Annotated in this window: 2 protein-coding genes and 2 pseudogenes; all 4 read left to right on the top strand. The window is 61.5% G+C overall.

Annotation, left to right across the window (positions count from 1 at the left end):
* Nucleotides 1–95: 95 nt before the first annotated feature.
* Nucleotides 96–539 (top strand): annotated as a pseudogene (nuoJ, locus tag ACIPLA_RS28055) (NADH-quinone oxidoreductase subunit J); the annotation flags it as partial.
* Nucleotides 540–541: 2 nt separating this feature from the next.
* Complete coding sequence (gene nuoK, locus ACIPLA_RS28050; protein WP_133838688.1) at nt 542–850, top strand: NADH-quinone oxidoreductase subunit NuoK; 309 nt, start codon at nt 542–544, stop codon at nt 848–850.
* A complete protein-coding gene (gene nuoL / locus ACIPLA_RS28045) occupies nt 847–2,700 on the top strand; it encodes an NADH-quinone oxidoreductase subunit L (RefSeq protein ID WP_192342622.1) in 1,854 nt (617 codons plus the stop codon). Before nuoK ends, nuoL begins: the two co-directional genes overlap by 4 nt.
* Before the next feature lie 39 nt (nt 2,701–2,739).
* Nucleotides 2,740–3,146: pseudogene (locus ACIPLA_RS28040) on the top strand (NADH-quinone oxidoreductase subunit M); the annotation flags it as partial.

The following is a 3,146-nucleotide window of genomic DNA, read 5'->3' as shown; positions in this document are numbered from 1 at the left end:
GCTGTGCGTGGGAGACCTTCGAGGTCTACCCGGGGTTTCTGTGACCCGGATCGCTAACCTGCGTACAGCCGCCACCTTTACTTGTTTAGCGATAGACCAACACCAACCCCGTGCACGCCCTGCTCTACCTGATCATTTCGCTGATCGCCGTGGCCATGACGTTCTTCGCCCTCGGCGCACCGTTTGCCGGTGTACTGGAAGTGATCGCCTACGCCGGCGCCATCATGGTGCTGTTCGTGTTCGTGGTGATGATGCTGAACCTGGGCCCGGCCTCGGTTCAGCAAGAGCGCGTCTGGCTCAAGCCCGGCATCTGGCTGGGCCCGGTCGCACTCGGCGCCCTGCTGCTGGTTGAACTGCTGTATGTGCTGTTCAGCGATGCCAGCGGTCAGGCCATCGGCCACACCACCGTAGACGCCAAGGCCGTGGGCATCAGCCTGTTCGGTCCGTATCTGCTGGTGGTCGAACTCGCCTCGATGCTGCTGCTCGCCGCAGCGGTTACGGCATTCCACTTGGGCCGCAACGAAGCCAAGGAGCAATGACGATGCCTGCTATCCCTATGGAGCATGGTCTGGCGGTTGCCGGCATCCTGTTCTGCCTCGGTCTGGTCGGCCTGATGGTCCGGCGCAACATTCTCTTCGTGCTGATGAGCCTGGAGGTCATGATGAATGCCTCCGCGTTGGCGTTCATCGTTGCCGGTAGCCGCTGGGGTCAACCGGATGGACAGATCATGTTCATCCTGGTGATCAGCCTTGCAGCCGCCGAGGCCAGTATTGGCCTGGCGATTCTGTTGCAGCTGTATCGCCGCTTCCACACTCTCGATATCGACGCTGCCAGCGAGATGCGCGGATGAACCTTCTCTATTTGACTTTCCTGTTCCCCCTGATCGGTTTTGTGCTGCTGGCGTTCTCCCGGGGACGCCTCTCGGAAAACCTCTCGGCGCTGATCGGCGTCGGTTCCATCGGCCTGTCAGCGATCGTCGCGGCCTATGTGATCTGGCAGTTCAATGTTGCGCCACCGGAAGGTGGTCACTACACCCAGATGCTGTGGCAATGGATGGCGGTGGAAGGCTTTACGCCGACCTTCACCCTCTACCTGGACGGCCTGTCTGTGACCATGCTCGGCGTGGTGGTGGGCGTGGGCTTCCTGATCCACCTGTTCGCGTCCTGGTACATGCGTGGTGAAGCCGGTTACTCGCGCTTCTTCGCTTACACCAACCTGTTTATCGCCAGCATGCTGTTCCTGGTCCTGGCCGATAACCTGCTGTTCGTGTACTTCGGCTGGGAAGGCGTGGGCCTGTGCTCGTACCTGTTGATCGGTTTCTACTACAGCAACCGCAACAACGGTAACGCGGCACTCAAAGCCTTCATCGTGACCCGCGTCGGCGACGTGTTCATGGCCATCGGCCTGTTCATCCTGTTCCAACAGTTGGGCACGCTGAACATTCAGGAGCTGCTGGTCAAGGCGCCTGAGCACTTCAAGGCCGGTGACTTCTGGATCGTTCTGGCGACCCTGATGCTGCTGGGCGGCGCTGTCGGTAAATCCGCGCAATTGCCGCTGCAAACCTGGCTGGCGGATGCGATGGCCGGCCCGACTCCGGTTTCGGCACTGATCCACGCCGCGACCATGGTGACCGCCGGTGTCTACCTGATTGCCCGTACCCACGGTCTGTTCGCCCTGGCGCCGGATATCCTGCATCTGGTGGGTGTTGTGGGTGGCGTGACGCTGGTGCTGGCAGGTTTTGCCGCACTGGTGCAGACCGACATCAAACGTATCCTCGCCTACTCGACCATGAGCCAGATCGGCTACATGTTCCTGGCCCTGGGCGTAGGTGCGTGGGACGGCGCGATCTTCCACCTGATGACCCACGCCTTCTTCAAGGCGCTGCTGTTCCTTGCATCCGGTTCGGTGATCGTTGCCTGCCACCACGAGCAGAACATCTTCAAGATGGGCGGCCTGTGGAAGAAACTGCCACTGGCCTACGCCAGCTTCATCGTCGGCGGCGCGGCCCTGGCGGCCTTGCCTCTGGTGACTGCGGGCTTCTACTCCAAGGATGAAATCCTTTGGGAAGCGTTCGCCAGCGGTAACCAGGGTCTGCTTTATGCCGGTCTGGTCGGTGCCTTCATGACCTCGCTGTACACCTTCCGCCTGATCTTCATCGCGTTCCACGGTGAAGCGAAGACCGAAGCCCACGCCGGTCACGGCATTGCTCACTGGCTGCCACTGTCGGTGCTGATCGTACTGTCGACGTTCGTCGGCGCGATGATCGTTCCGCCGCTGCACGGTGTACTGCCACAAAGCGTCGGCCATGCCGGCGGCGAAGCCAAGCACAGTCTGGAAATCGCCTCGGGCGCCATCGCCCTGGCTGGTATCCTGCTGGCCGCGCTGCTGTTCCTCGGCAAGCGCCGCTTCGTCACCGCCATCGCCAACAGCGGCGTCGGCCGCTTCCTTTCGGCCTGGTGGTTCGCTGCCTGGGGCTTCGACTGGATCTACGACAAACTGTTCGTCAAGCCTTACCTTGCGATCAGCCACATTCTGCGCAAAGACCCGCTCGACCAGACCATCGGTCTGATCCCGCGTATGGCCAAAGGCGGTCACACCGCCCTGAGCCGCACCGAGACCGGTCAATTGCGTTGGTATGCCGCCTCGATGGCTGCTGGTGCCGTGCTGGTAATCGGCGCCGTCGTGCTGGTAGCGGTCTGATATGAACCTTGCGAACTTGCGAAAGGAAACGAGCCCGTCATGATTCTGCCCTGGCTAATCCTGATCCCCTTCATCGGCGGCCTGCTGTGCTGGATGGGTGAGCGCTTCGGCGCCACCCTCCCCCGCTGGATTGCGCTGATCACCATGTCCCTGCTGCTCTCCCTCGGCCTCTGGCTGTGGGCCAACGGTGACTATTCATTTGCACCGGCGCCTGGCGCCGATCCGACCTGGGCGATTGAGTTCAAGCACGTCTGGATCCAGCGCTTCGGCATCAACGTGCACCTGGCCCTCGACGGCCTGTCGCTGTTGATGATCCTGCTGACCGGCCTGCTGGGTGTCCTCTCGGTACTCTGCTCGTGGAAAGAGATCCAGCGTCATGTGGGCTTCTTCCACCAGAACCTGATGTGGATCCTGGGCGGTGTCGTTGGCGTGTTCCTCGCCAACGA

The organism is Pseudomonas sp. NPDC086112 (assembly GCF_044746425.1).
Classification (GTDB): domain Bacteria; phylum Pseudomonadota; class Gammaproteobacteria; order Pseudomonadales; family Pseudomonadaceae; genus Aquipseudomonas.
Note: the sequence above shows the minus strand (reverse complement) of the source record. Positions and strands in the feature narration are given on the sequence as shown.

Coding starts and splice junctions, on each gene's coding strand:
- nuoK (WP_133838688.1), top strand. CDS start 542: ATGCCTGCTATCCCTATGGAGCATGGTCTGGCGGTTGCCGGCATCCTG.
- nuoL (WP_192342622.1), top strand. CDS start 847: ATGAACCTTCTCTATTTGACTTTCCTGTTCCCCCTGATCGGTTTTGTG.